Origin of the sequence: Paenibacillus sp. FSL R7-0216 (genome assembly GCF_037969915.1) — a bacterium.
Classification (GTDB): Bacteria; Bacillota; Bacilli; order Paenibacillales; family Paenibacillaceae; genus Fontibacillus; species Fontibacillus rhizolycopersici.
Map to the genome: position 1 here is coordinate 26,834 of NZ_CP150222.1, position 16,698 is coordinate 43,531.

General features: G+C 51.2%; 18 protein-coding genes and 1 riboswitch. Of the genes, 17 read left to right on the forward strand and 1 reads right to left on the reverse strand.

Translation table 11 applies throughout. The annotated features are described in order from the left end of the window. Positions 1-8: 8 nt before the first annotated feature. Together MKZ15_RS00120 and rsmI are read left to right on the forward strand one after the other, a co-directional pair. Positions 9-764: a tRNA1(Val) (adenine(37)-N6)-methyltransferase gene (locus MKZ15_RS00120; protein ID WP_193418839.1), complete on the forward strand. Its 756-nt coding sequence runs from the start codon at positions 9-11 to the stop codon at positions 762-764. Next, a complete protein-coding gene (gene rsmI, locus MKZ15_RS00125; RefSeq protein WP_339818918.1) occupies positions 761-1,660 on the forward strand; it encodes a 16S rRNA (cytidine(1402)-2'-O)-methyltransferase in 900 nt (299 codons plus the stop codon). The genes MKZ15_RS00120 and rsmI overlap by 4 nt, the downstream gene beginning before the upstream one ends. Before the next feature lie 154 nt (positions 1,661-1,814). On the opposite strand, the gene MKZ15_RS00130 is transcribed toward rsmI, so the two are convergent. Then, positions 1,815-2,069, reverse strand: coding sequence for an AbrB/MazE/SpoVT family DNA-binding domain-containing protein (locus tag MKZ15_RS00130; protein ID WP_009226360.1), 255 nt, complete (start codon positions 2,067-2,069; stop codon positions 1,815-1,817). Between the two features lie 316 nt (positions 2,070-2,385). On the opposite strand from MKZ15_RS00130, the gene MKZ15_RS00135 reads away from it, so the two are divergent. The 15 genes from MKZ15_RS00135 (at position 2,386) to MKZ15_RS00205 (ending at position 16,542) form a co-directional block, all read left to right on the forward strand. Further along, positions 2,386-3,675, forward strand: a complete 1,290-nt coding sequence (locus tag MKZ15_RS00135) for an HD domain-containing protein (protein ID WP_155608059.1) — start codon at positions 2,386-2,388, stop codon at positions 3,673-3,675. A 17-nt stretch (positions 3,676-3,692) separates the two neighbouring features. Continuing rightward, positions 3,693-4,466, forward strand: coding sequence for a TatD family hydrolase (locus tag MKZ15_RS00140; protein WP_339818922.1), 774 nt, complete (start codon positions 3,693-3,695; stop codon positions 4,464-4,466). 205 nt (positions 4,467-4,671) lie between these two features. Next, positions 4,672-4,883, forward strand: a riboswitch (cyclic di-AMP (ydaO/yuaA leader). 437 nt (positions 4,884-5,320) lie between these two features. Beyond that, entirely contained in the window at positions 5,321-6,457 is a 1,137-nt protein-coding gene (locus tag MKZ15_RS00145; protein WP_155608061.1) for a 3D domain-containing protein, read from the forward strand. 192 nt (positions 6,458-6,649) lie between these two features. Then, positions 6,650-7,195 carry a ribonuclease M5 gene (rnmV, locus tag MKZ15_RS00150; protein ID WP_155608062.1) on the forward strand — a complete coding sequence of 182 codons (546 nt, stop codon included), beginning with the start codon at positions 6,650-6,652 and terminating at the stop codon, positions 7,193-7,195. Positions 7,196-7,200: 5 nt separating this feature from the next. Beyond that, entirely contained in the window at positions 7,201-8,097 is an 897-nt protein-coding gene (gene rsmA / locus MKZ15_RS00155) for a 16S rRNA (adenine(1518)-N(6)/adenine(1519)-N(6))-dimethyltransferase RsmA (RefSeq protein WP_193418843.1), read from the forward strand. A gap of 24 nt (positions 8,098-8,121) precedes the next feature. After that, the gene (gene yabG, locus MKZ15_RS00160) at positions 8,122-9,039 is read left to right on the forward strand and encodes a sporulation peptidase YabG (RefSeq protein ID WP_213624118.1); all 918 of its coding nucleotides are present in this window, start codon (positions 8,122-8,124) and stop codon (positions 9,037-9,039) included. Between the two features lie 236 nt (positions 9,040-9,275). Further along, entirely contained in the window at positions 9,276-9,551 is a 276-nt protein-coding gene (locus MKZ15_RS00165) for a Veg family protein (protein WP_155608065.1), read from the forward strand. A gap of 203 nt (positions 9,552-9,754) precedes the next feature. Then, positions 9,755-9,934, forward strand: a complete 180-nt coding sequence (locus MKZ15_RS00170; RefSeq protein ID WP_016314706.1) for a small, acid-soluble spore protein, alpha/beta type — start codon at positions 9,755-9,757, stop codon at positions 9,932-9,934. A 185-nt stretch (positions 9,935-10,119) separates the two neighbouring features. Further along, positions 10,120-10,974 carry a 4-(cytidine 5'-diphospho)-2-C-methyl-D-erythritol kinase gene (gene ispE, locus MKZ15_RS00175; RefSeq protein ID WP_213624119.1) on the forward strand — a complete coding sequence of 285 codons (855 nt, stop codon included), beginning with the start codon at positions 10,120-10,122 and terminating at the stop codon, positions 10,972-10,974. A gap of 117 nt (positions 10,975-11,091) precedes the next feature. Next, positions 11,092-11,928, forward strand: coding sequence for a pur operon repressor (gene purR / locus MKZ15_RS00180; RefSeq protein WP_193418845.1), 837 nt, complete (start codon positions 11,092-11,094; stop codon positions 11,926-11,928). A 176-nt stretch (positions 11,929-12,104) separates the two neighbouring features. After that, on the forward strand, positions 12,105-12,389 hold the full coding sequence (spoVG, locus tag MKZ15_RS00185) for a septation regulator SpoVG (protein ID WP_036618134.1): 285 nt from the start codon (positions 12,105-12,107) through the stop codon (positions 12,387-12,389). A gap of 158 nt (positions 12,390-12,547) precedes the next feature. Next, positions 12,548-13,948, forward strand: coding sequence for a bifunctional UDP-N-acetylglucosamine diphosphorylase/glucosamine-1-phosphate N-acetyltransferase GlmU (glmU, locus tag MKZ15_RS00190; protein ID WP_339818930.1), 1,401 nt, complete (start codon positions 12,548-12,550; stop codon positions 13,946-13,948). Positions 13,949-14,050: 102 nt separating this feature from the next. Beyond that, positions 14,051-15,004, forward strand: a complete 954-nt coding sequence (locus tag MKZ15_RS00195; protein WP_155608068.1) for a ribose-phosphate diphosphokinase — start codon at positions 14,051-14,053, stop codon at positions 15,002-15,004. 665 nt (positions 15,005-15,669) lie between these two features. Then, entirely contained in the window at positions 15,670-16,230 is a 561-nt protein-coding gene (gene pth / locus MKZ15_RS00200; RefSeq protein ID WP_155608069.1) for an aminoacyl-tRNA hydrolase, read from the forward strand. 81 nt (positions 16,231-16,311) lie between these two features. After that, entirely contained in the window at positions 16,312-16,542 is a 231-nt protein-coding gene (locus MKZ15_RS00205; RefSeq protein WP_155608070.1) for an anti-sigma-F factor Fin family protein, read from the forward strand. The last annotated feature ends 156 nt before the right edge of the window (positions 16,543-16,698 follow it).

Consider the following 16,698-nt stretch of genomic DNA (forward strand, 5'->3'; position numbering starts at 1 on the left):
CGAAGTCCATGAACCAAGTACCGATTTATGAGCAGGAACGTGTAGACGACTTGCTGACGCATGAGCTACATATCATTCAAAGCGATGAAGTGTTTAGCTTCTCCATGGATGCCGTATTGTTAGCCCGGTTTGCCCCGGTGCCGAAGGTTGGCAAAATTCTCGATCTGTGTACCGGCAACGGGGTCATCCCGCTGCTGCTCTCCACCCGGACAGAAGCGGAGATCGAAGGGATTGAGATTCAGCCGCGGCTTGCAGATATGGCACGTCGCAGCGTGGAAATGAACGGGCTCTCGCAACGGATCCTCATTCGTGAAGGAGATTTGCGCGAGCTGGTAAAGGTGACGGGTCATGGAGTTTACGATGCTATTACCGTGAACCCGCCGTATATGCCAGTGACGACGGGCGAGGTAAAGCTCAATGCTCATCAAGCAATCGCCCGGCATGAGATTCACTGCAGTCTGGAAGAAGTGGCTGCGGCTGCGATGCGCTTGGTACGGCCCGGCGGCAAGGTGTCGATGGTGCACAAACCCCAGCGCTTGGGCGAAATTGTCACGGTGTTGCGCCAGTACCGACTAGAACCGAAGGTGATCCGTTTTGTACATCCAAGGGCCGGAGCGGAAGCGAATATGGTACTGATTGAAGCACTGCGGGACGGGAAACCGGACCTGCGGGTGCTGCCGCCGTTGATCGTTTATAATGAAAATGGGGCATACTGCGAAGAAATCATGAATATCTATTACGGGCCAAAAGAGGGTAGAGTATGAACGTTCAAGTACAGAAGAGCTTTGAAACATCACCGGGCGGAAGGGGCGAAGCGGGCAGCGGCAAGTTGTTCCTTGTAGGCACCCCGATCGGGAATTTAGAGGATATGACCTACCGAGCTGTCCGTACCCTGCAAGAGGCGGACATCATCGCAGCGGAGGATACAAGGCAGACGCGAAAGCTGTTAACTCATTTCGAAATCTCCCCGGGAAAATTGCTAAGCTATCATGAGCATAATAAGGTTGCTAGTGGCCCAGAACTGATACGCTTTATAATAGAAGGAAAAAATTTGGCGCTTGTGAGCGACGCCGGTTTGCCGGCCATTTCCGATCCCGGAAGCGATCTGGTGAAGCTTGCGTTGGCGGCGGGAATTTCCGTCGTACCGGTGCCGGGAGCCAATGCGGCTTTATCGGCACTCATCGTTTCCGGTCTGCCGACCGAACGATTTACGTTTTTCGGCTTTTTGCCTAGAGACCACAAGGAGCGAGATCTGTTACTGAAGTCGTTGGAAGATCAGGAAGGGACGATGCTGATGTACGAGTCGCCGCATCGGCTGATCAAAACGATGGAGTCCCTGCTCGAGGTTTGGGGGAATCGTCGAATCGTCTTAGCGAGAGAACTGACCAAGCGTTATGAGGAAATGGCACGGGGGACGATTCAGGATTGCCTGGTTTGGCTGCAGGAATATCCGCCGCTAGGCGAATATTGCCTTGTCGTCGAGGGGGCACATCCCGACCAGGTGAAGGAGAAACGTGACGCCTGGTGGCAACCGCTTACGGTGGAGGAGCATGTCCGGCATTACGAAACGGAAGGAGGGATGACGCGAAAGGATGCGATGAAGAAAACGGCCGCAGATCGGGGCGTGGCGAAGCGAGATATTTATAATCAACTGATCTAGATCTCCACATCTCTCCGAAAATAGACATTATTAACCAAAATGCCGAAAAAAAAGGGGCCTTCGCTAGGCTGGGTTCAAGCCTAGGAAGGCGCCAAGGAGATATGAAAAAGGTTAGAATTAACAGTTTCAGTAAATCTATTATATACTATAATTCTTAATTTGTCACAGGGGTAGGAAGCTCAGTAATGCATTCGTGACAAACAATTTTGCCTTTGAAGTAGGTCACGTTCTCAGCATTACCGCAGAAGATGCAAGCTGGCTCATATTTCTTGAGCATGATCCGTTCACCGTCTACATAAATTTCGAGCGCGTCTTTTTCACCGATCCCCAGAGTGCGGCGCAATTCGATCGGGATTACGACACGACCCAATTCGTCTACTTTTCTTACGATACCTGTGGATTTCATCATATTGATGATTGCCCCTCTCACTATAAATTGGAATTGTCATTATTCGACATGATTCTATCTTTTATGATTTTTATAATACCAACCATTGCCAGATTAGTCAACCTATTTATGGTATAGTTCAATATTATTTCTAAATTACAGGGATACATAACTCCGAGAACCGTTATGAAGTCTAGCAAGTTACTAATACTTTATGATTCGACATTTTGGAAATCGTTAATTTGACAAACATCGACATTATTCGACATAACCCGTCGTCATCAGTCAGAATTCCGCTTTTGGTCTCGCATTTATGAAAAAAAAGGAGTGTTGACCCATGCATCGTCGGCTTAGCGAAGAGAAAGTGTTCAAAGATCCCGTACATAATTATATTCATGTACAGGACGAAGTGATCTGGTCGCTCATAAATACGCCGGAGTTTCAACGCCTTCGTCGGATCCGTCAGCTAGGCACGTCTTATTTGACGTTTCATGGCGCCGAGCACAGCCGATTCTCGCATTCGCTTGGCGTTTATGAGATTACCCGCCGAATCATTTCGCAGTTTGAACGGAGCGGGTACGCCGATTGGCCTCAAGGAGATAAATTGGTGGCATTGTGCGCGGCGTTGCTTCACGATTTGGGACACGGGCCGTTCTCCCATTCTATAGAAGAAGCATTCCAGATGCATCACGAAGATTGGACATGTAAAATTTTGCTGGGCGATACGGAAGTTAGTGCCATTTTGCGCGAGGTTGCCCCGGATTTTCCGGAGAAAGTGGCTGCCGTGATCCGCAAGGATTACGAGAATCCGATTGTGGTCAATTTAGTCTCGAGCCCCCTCGATGCGGATCGAATGGATTATTTGCTGAGGGATGCGTATTTTACCGGTGTGAACTACGGTACGATTGATATGGACCGGATTCTGCGGATGCTTCGACCTTTTCAGGGGCGGGTGGTCGTAAAGGAATCAGGCATGCACGCGGTGGAAGACTATTTGATGTCCAGGTATCAGATGTATTGGCAGATTTATTTTCACCCGGTAACGCGGAGCTCGGAGATTATTCTCCGGCAAATTTTGCGCCGAGCTAAGGAATTGTACCAGAACGGTTATTCCTTTGGTTTCCTGCCGCATCCGCTTCCGGATCTATTTGAAGGTAACATCGGGGTCGCTGACTATTTGCAGTTGGACGAAGCTTTGATGCAAACGGCGTTCATGCAGTGGACGAGGGAGTCAGATGAGTTATTACGCGATTTGTGCTCCCGGTTTTTGAATCGCAAATTGTATAAATATGTAGAATTGGACACACCAGAGCTGGAAATGCTGGAGGAGATTCGGGAGTCCTTTACGCGCGTCGGACTGCATCCCGAATATGACATGGAAATTGATTTTCCGACCGATCTGCCGTATGATGTGTTCCGTCCGGACGAGGGGTTCCGTCAGAAGCAAATCTTGCTCTTGGACCGTCAGGAACGGGTACGGGAAATTTCTGAAGTGTCGGATATCGTTCGGTCGATTAGCGGATTACATCGAGGCAAAACGCATTTGTACTATCCGGATAATAAATTGTGTGCTGTAATGGATCGGTTGCCCCAGAAGGTAGCCCGCATATTCGAGCAACGGAATTAGGAGGATGACGATTCGAGATGTTATTTGATACGCATACGCATTTGGATAATCCCCAATTTGACGAGGATCGCGAGGAAGTGATTGCACGCGCCGTGGAGCAAGAGGTCACAAGGATGATCAACATCGGATTTAACCGGGAAACCATCCCGTCGACCATGAAATTGGCGGAGTCGTATGACTTCATTTATGCGGCTGTTGGCTGGCATCCGCAGGATGCCATTACGATGCAAGAAGGGGATTTGGACTGGATCGCTGAATTATGTAAACATGACAAAGTCGTAGCGATCGGTGAAATCGGGCTGGACTATTACTGGGACACGTCCCCAAAAGAAGTGCAGCATGACGTATTCCGCAAACAAATTGGACTAGCTCGCAGTCTGGGGATGCCGATTTCCATCCATAATCGCGATGCCCATGAGGATGTGGTCCGCATTCTCCGCGAGGAGAAAGCAAACGAGGTTGGGGGTGTCATGCACTCGTTCTCTGGTAGTTGGGAAATTGCCAAAATGTGTCTGGATTTGGGATTTCATTTGTCGTTTGGCGGACCAATTACGTTTAAAAATGCAAAACAGCCCAAAGAAGTGCTGACCAAGACGCCAATGGATCGTTTATTAATCGAAACGGATTCCCCTTATTTAACACCACACCCATATCGTGGAAAGAGAAATGAGTCTGCGCATGTCCGCCTGGTTGCGGAAATGGCTGCCGAGCTCAAAGGGGTTACTTTTGAGGAAATCGCCGAAATTACGACCCGAAATGCAATGGAACGATTTGGAATCTCGAGGATTTAAGAGTAAATCGGATGAAAAAAAGAGGATTTCGGAAAGATTAATGCTTTTTAACCGTTAAAACCGAGATCATTACATTTTTTTAACCATTTTTTTAAAAAAACGTGGTTGATTCGTCCTTTACAACATGCATCGAAACAGGATAGAATTTTTTCAGTATCGATTTAGTGCGTTCTGGATGGACAAATTGAACGATACTTGGTTCCATGAACCAGTCTCGCTGAATCTCCTTCACGGAGAACGGGGGAACCGATACAGGCAGCGGTTGGCGGCAAGCCTCTCGCGTCGGTATTTGATTTCTTTCCAGGGTCTATGGGGTGAATTCGAGGTCATTGCGCCATGAGCGAATGAACTGAGAAAGGGCGGCTCTCTTTCGCCCGAACCCGACAGCTAACCTCGTAAGCGTATAAGAGAGGTCACTCGTGCAGCTATTACACCAAGACATTCAGGAAGCCACGAAGGAGTTCCTCTAACTCTTTCTTTGGGCTTCTTTTGTTTTGAATAAAAGTAATAGGGTCATCATACTGTTGGTAAACAGGAGGTGACGTACGCAAGAAGACTGGATCAGGATGCAAAATGGCTTGGTATTTCAATAAGAGTCAAAAAGTCAGGTTTTCAGCACCGAGAAGGTTGGATGAAACTAGGGACTGAGTAGCGGAGCGTACATAGGGGTACGTGAGCAACGGAAGGCCCGGGTGAATTCAAGATTCGATGTCGAATCAACTTCTTGATTTACTTCGTGATCAAAAGATGACTTTTTTGACAACCATAGTCGTTTTGTAAAAAGTAACTGTAGTCACGTCAATCGTTATCATGCATCGACCTAGACGGCGGGACTATGAAGGAGGACGGAAGAAATGGGCATTTTCCGCAAAGAGGAGACCCATGAATCACGCTCATCCAGCATGTCTTACGCAATGCGATGGAAGCATGAGAATTTACGTCAGATTGCGCTCGTCGGCGTTCTGACCATCGCGGTATTCATCATCATCCTAATCTGGCTGTTTGGCCAGGCACATAAAGAAGTGTCCCTGATTGTGGACGGCAGCGTCCAATCGGTGGAGACGAATAAATCCAGCGTAGCCCATCTGCTGGAGGAGCAATCGATTCAACTCAGCGCGAAGGATTCCGTATCGCTTCCGCTGGACAGCTCGCTTAAGAACGGTGACCGCATTGTCATCGTACGCGCAAAGCCGGTAAACGTGAGCGTGGACGGCATGAAAAAGGTTCACTTCACAACACAAAGCAAAGTAGAAGGCGTATTGTCCGAGATCGGCGTCACATTGGACCAAGATGACAAGGTCTCACCGACACTGGACAGTAAAGTTACCGCGAACCTGGACGTCAAGATTGTTCGGGTGAGTAAGCAAACGGTGCAGACGAAGGAGACCGTGCCTTTTAGCGTGGTCAAAACGTCGGACGCCAATCTGCTGAAAGGCACGACGAAGGTCGTTCAGCAAGGCAATGCCGGATTGGTCATTCACAACATTGAGAAAACTTACGAGGACGGAAAGTTCGTGACAAAGCGATGGCTCGGCAAAGAGGTCACTAAAAAGGCCCAGCCGAAGGTTGTTGCCGTCGGCACGAAGAAGCCAACCGCCGTTCTGTCGGCCAGCATTAACCGTACCGCAAATGCGGTGAACATTAGCGGGTTGACGACCAAAGGCGGCGTCTCTTTTGAATATAAAAAGATACTTAAAAACGTCACGTTGACCGCCTATTCGGCGGAAGAAGACGGGATTGGCACCCGCACGGCCTCCGGTACCCGCGTGACCGAAGGCAGAACAATCGCGGTTGATAAGGACGTCGTTCCACTCGGTTGGTGGGTATACATCGAGGGGATCGGCTTCCGTAAGGCGGAGGATACCGGCGGGGCTATTGATGGGAACAAGATGGATGTTTATTACGATACCCTGAAGGATGCGAAGAACTTCGGCCGGAAGAAGGGGCGTACCGTTTACGTCATCGGCCCGACGAAGCCGGAATTGAATTAACTCTCGACTCTCTTTGTTTTACAATGCAGAGGGAATGAGATAGTATTAGGATGATGAATAAGACAGTGGATTAGAAGAGGATGTTATCCTCTTCTTTTTGTTATTCTTGCAAGGAAGTTCAAAAAGTCGACTTTTTGAACATCATTAATAACAAAAAAGATAAGCTAGAGCACGAAGGGAAGAATAGATACCATGATCAAAGAGGTCATCGTGGTGGAGGGCCGAGATGACACCGTGGCCATCAAGCGAGCCGTGGAGGCGGATACGATTGAGACCGGCGGTTCGGCCATCGGGGAAGTGACGCTCAAGAAGATCGCTTTGGCTCAGGAGCGCCGAGGGGTCATTATTTTTACTGATCCGGACCATGCCGGGGAGCGGATTCGCAAAATCGTGGCGGCAAGGGTTCCGGGCTGCAAGCATGCGTTCCTTCCCGAGGCAGAGGCCACGAAGCGGGGCGACATCGGCGTGGAGAACGCCTCACCGGAGGCGATCCGCACGGCGCTGTCCCGAGTCCGCAGCGAAGCGCCGGGAGTAGAGGCCGCGATCGACTGGGAAGACTTGATGAGTGCGGGGTTAATCGTTCACCCGCAGGCTGCTGCGCGACGGAAAGCGCTAGGTGAGCTGCTAGGCATCGGGTATTGCAACGGGAAGCAATTGTACAAGCGGTTATCGGTGTTCCGTATCACCCGCGAGGAGTTTGCGGCCGCGCTGGCCGAGTTGGAGAGCAAAGGAGTTTAAGGAGCATGAGCATAAGGGAAGAGGTATCCACGCCGCGCCGAACGAAGGAGATCATTCAACGGCACGGTTTTTCGTTTAAAAAAAGCCTGGGACAGAATTTTCTGATCGACCAGAACATTCTCGGGAAGATCGTCGCGGCAGCCGGCCTGGACGATACCAAGGGCGCGCTGGAAATCGGACCGGGTATCGGCGCGTTAACGGAAAAACTGGCTCAGGAAGCAGGTAAGGTAACGGCGGTGGAGATCGATCAACGTCTGCTTCCGATCCTGGAAGAGGTGCTGGAGCCCTATTCGCACGTGAACGTGATCCATGGGGACGTGCTGAAGCTGGATCTTCAAGCGCTGTTCGCTGCCGAATTCGGCGGGGTGAACGGCGTCAGTGTAGTGGCTAATCTGCCGTATTACGTGACGACGCCGATTCTGATGAAGCTCCTTGAGGAGAAGCTGCCTCTAGAGCATATTGTCGTGATGATCCAGAAGGAAGTGGCTGAGCGTATGGCTGCTGCTCCTGGCGGCAAGGATTACGGCAGCCTTAGCATCGCCGTTCAGTACTATAGCGTACCGGAGCTGATCTGCACGGTGCCGCACAGCGTATTTATTCCGCAGCCGAATGTGGAGTCCGCGGTGATCCGCTTGACCGTACGGAAGACGCCGGCTGTGGCCGTTAAGGATGAGGCGTTTTTCTTCGAGGTGGTGCAGGCCTCTTTTGCCCAGAGACGGAAGACGATATCCAACAATCTCAAGAGCCGCTTCTTCCCCAAAGAGGGGCGCGAGCGACTGGAGAACCTTCTGGAGGAAGCCGGTATCCAGTCTTCCCGGCGGGCCGAGACGTTAAGCCTGGATGAGTTTGCGAAGCTGAGCGATACGCTACTGGACGCCGGGTTGAAGGAACTCCGCGTGTAACCATTCCCTCTTGTCGCCCATACGATGGGGATAGAGGTGATTGACTTGACGAATTTGGGAGACTTGGTCGTCCGCAAATCATACGGTGGAGACGTCACGTTCCGGATCGAACGGATTGTACGGAGCGAAGCTATCATCAAAGGAACGGAATTTCGGCTGCTGGCGGATGCGCCCTTGACCGATCTGGTCAGGGTAGACCCGGCTTCCCCAGGAGAAACGACGCAGCGAGCCCGAATCAAGGCCACGGAGTCGCTGAAGTGGTTGACCCAGGACCGCAAGGACTTGGTAGAACGAAACCGGACGGCGATTGGACGGGAGTTTTATGCGCAAGGGGAACCGGCCTATTTCGAGGTGCCGGGTAAGGTGCTGCATTTGGACGGCGACGAACGATATTTGCAAAAAAGCTTAAGCCTGTATGAGAAGCTGCGAGTGCCGGCTCAAGGCTATTACGTCACGGAGTCGCAAATGTCCCATGCGCTGTATCGACTGCTTCCTGCCGTCAAACCGGATATCGTTGTGCTGACCGGACATGACGGGGTTTTAAAATCGCGTCCCAACGGCGACCTTTACAATTTAACCAGCTATAAAAATTCTAAGCATTTTGTGGAGGCCATTCAAACGGCCCGGCAATATGAACGGAATTTCGATACGTTAACGATCGTGGCCGGCGCTTGCCAGTCGCATTTTGAGGCGCTGCTACAGGCGGGGGCTAATTTTGCCAGCTCGCCCGGTCGCGTGCTGATCCATGCCCTGGATCCGGTCTACATCGCAGCCAAGGCGTCGCTCACCTCCATCCGCGAGACCATCCAGATCACCGACGTGCTGAATCACACGATCAGCGGAGCGCAAGGCGTCGGTGGGATTGAGACCCGCGGCAGCTACCGTATCGGACTGCCCAAACTCAAGGATTTATCGACGCTGAAAGTTGTGCCGTCCATGTGAAAGACCAAAATAAAAATAAAGAGCATCCTTGTTATTTGTCCATGCCGGAAGGATCTGAGGCGAACGCCCCAGGACCTTCCGGTTATTTTATTAGGACTCCCATCGGGTTAAGAGAAAAAATGTCGAAAAATAATCGTTGACACATCATTTTTACTGCTGATATAATTATTTGTTTTGATTTGACAAGGTTGTGACTTTCCTGTATAATGGACAAAGAAAGAAGGTGGTCACAGGCAATGGCTAAAAATGCGCTGTCGGAAATTAAGCATAGTCTCGACGCCCACGTAGGACAGAAAATTATGCTCCGGGCAAACGGAGGTCGCCGGAAGACCGTCGAACGCACTGGAGTTTTGGAGGAGACTTATCCTTCGGTCTTCATTGTGAAGCTGGATCAAGAGCAGCAAACCTTTAAGCGTGTGTCTTACAGTTATGCCGATATACTGACCGAATCCGTTGAAGTTATGATTTGCGACGACAACGATGAGATGAGGATTTCGTATATTAAACCGTGAACATCATGAACCAAATGAATTAAGCAGCAAACGGTTATCGCCCGGTGGGTGAGGCCGTTTTTTTCTTGCCTGCATGAGGGGACTGGCTTCCTCGTGATTTGTTCGCCTTACGTGGACAGACTTTCCATCGTATGCTTGAGCCAGAGCCTGCGTATACTAATCATCGTTCCTATATCCATGACCCCAAAGGAGGAGCACTGACCATGTCGCGAAGAAGACGCAGCGTGATGTCGGAGAACTTGAAGGTCGAGTTGGCGAAGGATTTGGGATTTTATGATACCGTCCAGCAGGAAGGCTGGGGCGGCATCAAAGCCAAAGATGCGGGCAATATGGTGAAGCGGGCGATTGAGCTCGCCGAGAAGGCCGCAGCGAAACAGCAATAACCTCTGCCGCAGCGAAGCTTCCCGTCCGGGGAGCTTCGTTTTTTTCGCCGGATGAAGTAAGATAGAGGGAGAAAAATTTGTCTTTCGTACATAGACGTGGAGGCAATCATTTTTTACAATATAGGAATGTGCCAGATGACCGGATGGATGAGGATTCCACGGAATTGCTGAGGTGGGGGAGCGCCATGAAAATTTACGAAAAAGCACCGGCCAAAATTAATTTAATGCTCGATGTGTTGCATAAACGTCCGGACGGTTACCACGAGGTTGAGATGATCATGACCATGGTGGATCTAGCCGACCGTCTGGAAATGAGCGCCCTCCCGCGGGATACGATTATTATTTCGAGCCAGGCTGGATATATTCCGCTGGACGAGAAGAATTTAGCGTTCCAGGCGGCGAAGCTGATTAAGGAAAGATACAACGTACGGAGTGGGGTATACATTCATCTCGACAAGAAGATTCCGGTTGCCGCTGGCCTTGCCGGAGGCAGCAGCGATGCGGCAGCGACGTTGCGCGGATTAAACCGGCTGTGGGAGCTAGGCATTCCCGAAGAAGAGCTAAAGGAGCTGGGATCGGAACTTGGCTCGGATGTGCCGTTTTGCGTGACAGGGGGCACGGCGTTGGCGACAGGGCGGGGTGAAGTATTGTCGCCGCTTCCGAATCCACCGCAATGCTGGGTAGTGCTGGCGAAGCCCCCCATTAACGTCTCAACGGCGGAGGTATACGGGCGCCTTCATGCGGAGCAGATTGCGAATCATCCGTCGGCTTCCCGGATGCAGGAGGCGCTGGAGAATCGCTCGTTCAACGAGGTATGCCAGCAGCTGGGGAACGTGCTGGAGCAGGTGACGCTTACGCTTCACCCGGAAGTCGCGCACTTGAAAGAAGCGATGTTACGTCTCGGCGCGGATGGGGTACTGATGTCTGGCAGCGGACCGACGGTTTTCGGCCTCGTCTCAAAGGAATCGAAAGTGTCGCGCATTTACAACGGATTGCGGGGATTCTGCAAAGAAGTCTATGCCGTGAGGCTGTTGACTTGAGGTCGGCTAAGTGACCTTGATTTGCTGTACTCATTCGCTGATTTCCAAGGCTTGGACAAATCCGTACAAAAATGTTATAGTTTCATTAAAATATTCGGATTTAGCGAGGGGTACTTCGTGAAGAAATTAAAGAGAAGCGCTCGTTTGGTCGAGATGACCCACTATCTGTTGTCTAGACCCCATCATTTGATCCCATTGACCACCTTTGCGCAGCGGTACGGAGCGGCCAAGTCGTCGATCAGCGAGGATCTGGGCATCATCAAAGAAGTGTTTGAAGGCGAAGGCATGGGGGATTTGCTGACGCTTGCCGGAGCGGCCGGTGGTGTGAAGTATATTCCCCGGGTCGGCTGGGAGCAAGCCAAGGTTTTTATCCGGCAGCTTTGTGAGAAGCTGGCGCAGTCAGACCGTATTTTGCCGGGCGGGTACTTGTATATGTCCGATCTCTTGGGGCAACCGGCACTGATGAACGAGGCAGGCAAGCTGTTTGCTACGGCGTTCGGCGATTTGGAGATCGACTGCATCATGACCGTGGAAACGAAGGGGATCCCCCTTGCGTATGCGACCGGGGCAGAGTTGAATCTGCCGGTAGTCCTGGTCCGCCGCGACCATCAGGTCACCGAAGGATCGGCCGTTAGTATCAATTACGTGTCGGGCTCCCATAAGAGTCTGCACACCATGACGTTGTCCCGTCGGGCGCTTAAGGAACGTTCCCGCGTATTGATCGTCGATGACTTCATGAAGGCAGGAGGAACGATCCAGGGGATGGTAGACCTGCTGGCCGAATTTAATGCTGAGGTTGCCGGCGTTGGTGTCCTGGTGGAATCGGGCGAGGTCGCCAGCGAGCAGCGTCTATTGCATGATTACGTTTCCTTGGCGACGCTTCGAGCGGTCGATGCCAAGGAAAAGGAGATCTCGGTAGAACCAGGGAATTATTTTTCGAAATTTGGACAATAAGAACGATGTCGAGATCTTCTCAAATTGTAAGAATTCTCGACGAAACGTGTCGAAAAGCCCGTTTTATCAAAAAAAATCGTGATTTTCGGCCATTTTGTTGATCAAAAAAAAAGGATTTCCGTTTGCTATGTGGAATATTACACCAAGTCTCTGATGGAAAAAGGTGGTGAACACATATGCAAATTACGGATGTAAGACTCCGCCGAGTCAGCTCTGAAGGCAGAATGAAGGCAATCGCATCCATTACCATCGATAACGAATTTGTTGTTCATGACATTCGCGTCATCGACGGGAACAATGGGATGTTTGTAGCTATGCCTAGCAAGCGCACGCCGGACGGGGAGTTCCGGGATATCGCGCATCCGATTTCCTCTGGCACCCGCGAGAAGATTCAAGCTGCAGTCCTAGCTGAATACGAGCGTGCCGCCGACCAAGAGGAAGCGATCGAAGAAGGGGCGTAAGTCGCATTTATTTGAATTCTTGACCAATTGGGGTTCGAGGAAAAGGGAGCCATGCGTACATGGCTCCCTTTTCTTTTTGCCTTAAATGAGATATATTCAGTAATGAGTTTTAATGAGAGAGAACTACTTCTTTAAAAAAAGAGAAGGAGGCCGGGGACTTGAAAAGATTAGCGATCGTTCTTGCCGCGGGTCAAGGGAAACGGATGAAGTCCAAGCTTTATAAAGTGCTTCACCCCGTTTGCGGCAAACCGATGGTCGGGCATGTGTTGAACGCGGTTCAAGAGGTAGGTTGTGAACGCAGCATCGTGGTTGTTGGCCACGGAGCCGAAGCCGTGAAATCCTACTTAGGTTCATCGGCGGAATACGTGTTGCAGGAACAGCAGCTGGGAACCGGACATGCCGTCAAGCAAGCCGGGTCATTATTGGCGGGAGAAGAAGGAGTCACGCTGGTTATCTGTGGCGATACCCCATTGGTTACGGCAGAGACGCTAGAAGCGCTATTCGACCTTCATCATCGTAAGGGAGCGGCGGCGACCGTGCTCACGGCGAAGATGGAGCAGCCGTACGGATATGGTCGGGTGATCCGCGGTGCGAACGGAACGGTGGAACGGATTGTCGAGCAGAAGGATTGCTCGCCGGAAGAAGCCGCCGTGCAGGAAATTAATACAGGCACTTATTGTTTTGATAATGCAAAATTATTTGCCGCGCTGGAGAAAGTCACAAACAACAACGCTCAGCAGGAGTACTATCTTACTGATGTCATCGGCATTTTGGTACAGGCGAACGAAGTGGTGGAAGGATACGCGGTAACGGACGTTCGGGAATCGATCGGCGTCAATGACCGGGTGGCGTTAGCGGAGGCAGAAGCGGTCATGCGTGAGCGCATCGTGCGAGGCCATATGTTGAATGGCGTAACGGTGATCGATCCGGCGTCCACCTATATTGGAGCCGACGTAACGATCGGTGCGGATACCGTGGTTTATCCGGGAACGATTCTGTCCGGGAAGACCGTGATTGGCGAAGATTGTGTGATTGGGCCGGCGGCAGAAATTGAAGATAGTGTGATACAAGACGGCGCGAAGGTGAAACAGTCGGTGCTCAGCCGGGCAGAGGTCGGTCGGGAAACGACGGTAGGGCCTTTCGCTTATTTGCGTCCGGGGGCGAAACTCGGAGCGCACGTAAAAGTCGGCGATTTCGTGGAAATCAAAAATGCGACGCTCGATGATGGCTCCAAAGTGTCGCACCTCAGCTACATCGGTGATGCGAAAGTCGGTAAGAACGTGAATATCGGCTGCGGCGCGATTACGGTGAACTATGATGGTTATAATAAGTCCATTACGGAGATCGAGGACGATGCCTTCGTTGGCAGCAACGTGAACTTGATCGCGCCGGTCAAGGTGGGTAAAGGCGCTTATGTCGTTGCCGGATCTACGATTACGCATTCCGTTCCGGAGAACGACCTGGCCATTGCTAGACCCCGGCAGGAGAACAAAACCGGTTATGCCGAGAAGATTCGTGCTCGGGCCAAAGCCAAGAAGCAAAGACAACAGGAATCTTAATCAAGGATGTAGTGACCATTTGAATAGACGGGGTAGCTGGGAAGGCGGGTTATTCACATTACGCCCTAACGCTATCTACACAGCACGGAGGGTTTACATTTTATGACTTATTGTGATTCTAAACTAAAGATATTCACCTGTAACTCCAACCCTAAATTGGCTCATCAGATCGCCGACTACATCGGCATCCCGATGGGGGATTCGGAGACGACGAGCTTTAGCGACGGCGAAATACAGGTCAAGCTGTCCGAAAGCGTTCGGGGCTGCCACGTCTATGTGGTGCAATCGACCTGCGCGCCCGTCAACGATAACTTGATGGAACTCCTCGTGATGGTGGATGCTTTGAAAAGAGCTTCGGCCAAGAGCATCAATGTGGTTATCCCGTATTACGGTTACGCCCGTCAGGACCGGAAGGCCCGTTCGCGCGATCCGATCACGGCGAAGTTGGTTGCCAATCTGATCGAGAAAGCCGGCGCGCACCGGGTCATTACGATGGACCTTCACGCCATGCAGATCCAGGGCTTCTTCGATATTCCTGTCGATCACATGCTGGGCGTGCCGATTTTGGCCCAGTATTTCCGTTCCAAGCATATTCCGAATCCGGTTGTCGTCTCGCCTGACCATGGCGGGGTGGTTCGTGCCCGTAAACTGGCCGATTTCCTGAATGCGCCGCTGGCGATCATCGACAAGCGCCGTCCAGAGCCAAACGTCAGTGAGGTCATGAATATCATCGGGAATATCGAAGGAAAAACCGCGATCCTCGTGGATGACATCATCGATACCGCTGGCACGATCGTTCTTGGCGCTAACGCGCTGAAGGAAGGCGGGGTTCAAGAGGTGTATGCCTGCTGTACGCACCCCGTGTTGTCCGGACCGGCGATGGAACGGCTGGAAAACTCTCCGCTGAAGGAAGTTATCGTTACGGATACGATTCCGATCACGCATCCAAATCCGACGAGCAAGCTTAAGGTGTTGTCTGTCGCTCCGCTGATGGGCGAAGCGATCATCCGCGTGCACGAGGAGCTGTCGATCAGCAAGCTGTTCGAAATCGAATAAAAAGGTCACTGCCACAGCAGGGGTTGCGTCCCCCCAAACGGGGAACGTAACCCCTATCGGTGTATTGGTCTGTGTTGGTGAAAATAGTGCTGCGCGGGTGCGGTTGGCGTGGCACGTTGGGCGGAAGCAGGCAGCCGTGTGAAATATTCTTACGATCGCTGTTGCTCGCGGATTTCTTGAATTGGACTCAATTTCAGAAATTGTAGAAATCCGCTCACAAAGGCGAACGCTCCGCTTCTTCAGAATCATTTCACCCTCTTACCTTTATCCGCCCAACGGTGGAGTTCCAACAGCAAGGCCCGCTCCGCAAATTTTTGCGATATGAGTAAATCCATACCGGGGGCGATCCTGGCCGCAACCCCTAATGCGGCAGTGGTGGGGGAAGGCAGGGACGACGGGATCGATGACACTCCCCGTCGGGGAATACAAATTAAATGGAAATTCTACTGTTAATTTAGGCGGAATCGGGAGTGTTGGGCGATTTAACGGTAGGTTTTACCGTGCTCGAACAGCGGATCCACGTCGAAATTAACGGTACATTTTCCAGTTAATCCGATTGAGAGGTTAGTTAGTTTAACGAAGAATCAAGCACCAGCGGCGGTTTTGAGCTACACCAGAGCGGAGGAACGCCACAGTAACAAACATAACTTGGAGGTACATGTCCCATGAAGTGGATCGTAGGGCTCGGCAATCCGGGAGCCCAATATGAGAAAACCCGGCATAATATCGGCTTTATGGCCGTGGATGAATTGGCGCGTCGGCATGGCATCGAGATCAAGCAGAGCAAATGCAAGGCTTTGATCGGGGAGGGGATGCTGCCGGGCGGCAAAGTTGTGCTGATCAAGCCGATGACCTACATGAATCTATCCGGCGAAGCGGTGCGCGCTTATATGGATTACTATAAGGCGTCGATTGATGACATGATCGTGGTGTACGACGACTTGGATACCGATCTGGGGCGAAACCGGTTGAGATATCAAGGTAGCGCTGGCGGACATAACGGCATCAAGTCGATCATTCAACATACCGGGACGCAGACGTTTAACCGAATCCGGATGGGGATTTCCCGGCCGGAGCCAGGTTTTGCGGTGGTTGATTATGTACTGTCGGGTTTCGCCAAGAAAGATAAGCCGCTGCTCGATCAGTCCATTCAAGCGGCATGCGATGCATTGGAATACAGCATGGATCATACGTTTGAACAAACGATGGCTAAGTTTAACGGCTAAGGTTTATAGCAAGGCCGATAGGCTAAAAGCCAAACGCCCGGGGCATACTGGAGACATAAAGAATCTTCAGGAGGCATAAAGATGGCTATAAACTACGTTTGCAAGCACTGCCGAACGGTGATTGGTAGAATTGAATCGCCTCAAGTGACGGAAGCCCAGTTAGGCTTTCATTCCTTGACCCCCGATGAGCGGAGAGATATAATAGCGTATGATTCAAACGGCGAAATGACGGTCCGGGTGACCTGCGATTATTGCAGGGAAGCGCTCGACCATAACCCAGAGCTGATGTTGCTTGCGAATCCTTTGCAATAGCCCACAAGCCTCCAGCAACAATGGACAAATTCACCGGAATGCACGGTTATAGAGCCTTGGCACGTTTGCTGAGGCTCCTTTTTGGTTCGGGTAAGGAGGACTTACCCTTTTCGTCTAGACATCCATCTTCTATCCATCAGCAGTAAGAGAGGTGCC